This window comes from Arsukibacterium sp. (assembly GCF_036735525.1).
In the GTDB taxonomy this organism is placed as follows: domain Bacteria; phylum Pseudomonadota; class Gammaproteobacteria; order Enterobacterales; family Alteromonadaceae; genus Alishewanella.
Genome location: NZ_DAINOE010000186.1, coordinates 687 through 1,725 on the forward strand (window position 1 = coordinate 687; position 1,039 = coordinate 1,725).

The window sequence follows — 1,039 nt, forward strand, 5'->3', positions numbered from 1 at the left end:
TATCCGCTATAGCATCCACGATATTTTCTAAATCAATCAGGAATCTTGGCACACAATAGTCATAACCATTTAGCATCAGAAAATAGGCTCCCAACGTGACACTTGAGCGCTTATTCCCATCGTTAAATGCGTGAAACTTATTAATGGCAAAAACAAGGTGGGTTAATTTTTCTTCAAATGTCGGGTAATAGTCATCATTCTGAATATGCTGTAAAGCGCTATCGAGCAAACCTATATCCAAAATCCCCGCTCGACCACCGGTATGCTCAATGATCCAATCATGCACATCTATGGCATGAGCAGTGTCAAAATAAAGGATCATCTTCTCCATTGATTAGCGATCCTTTAGTCTTTGCAACACCGCTAACAGCTTGGGATCTGACAATCGCTCTTCCAAGGCTGCACTACGCTCCCCTAAAAATCGTTCATAGTCTGCTTCCGGTACAGCCTGTACGTAAGCTTCTAATTTTTGGTGTAACGCATCACGAAAACCAAGATCTCTGCTTGCCATTCGAACCCGGGCGTCATCAATCATTGGCTTAAGAAACGGACTATTTGCCGCTTCAGCTAACAAGGCATCAGCTTCAGCGCTTTTCAATTTTCGCCCCAAAGCATCTGACTTTTGCCGTATTTGAACGGCCAAGCCGCTTTCAAAACTGGCTAAGGTTCGCAATACCTCGGCATACATGGTGTCACGGGTACTTTCGCCTTCGGCCAGGCGCAAAACCTGTTTGTATTCTTTGGCACACTCGCAAAATACCGCCTGATAAATTTTATCGGTATACAACGCGTATTTGTGGTTTCCCATATCCAGGCAATCACGTAATGCATCAGTAAACTGCTTACGGTAGCTATCTTCTTGAAAAGCGGCAGGCAGGTAATCCTGATCACGCTGATTGATGAATCGGGTTTGACCACCCGCCTTTTCCACCACAACATCAAGCACTATATCAAGCATTCGGCTGCGTATTGCTTTGGCGCGCTCGCTTTCAGTTACAAGCATGGCCATATTAAGCACAGCACGAAAAGAAAACACACC

The 1,039-nt window shown here is 44.8% G+C and carries 2 protein-coding genes; both read right to left on the reverse strand.

Features of this window, described 5'->3' with window-relative positions; all coding sequences use genetic code 11:
* A partial coding sequence (locus V7D78_RS17060) for a type II toxin-antitoxin system death-on-curing family toxin (RefSeq protein ID WP_333609653.1) occupies positions 1-331 on the reverse strand: 331 nt, incomplete at its 3' end.
* Positions 332-334: 3 nt separating this feature from the next.
* Positions 335-1,039: DNA-binding protein (locus tag V7D78_RS17065; RefSeq protein ID WP_333609654.1), on the reverse strand; the 705-nt coding region annotated here is incomplete at its 5' end.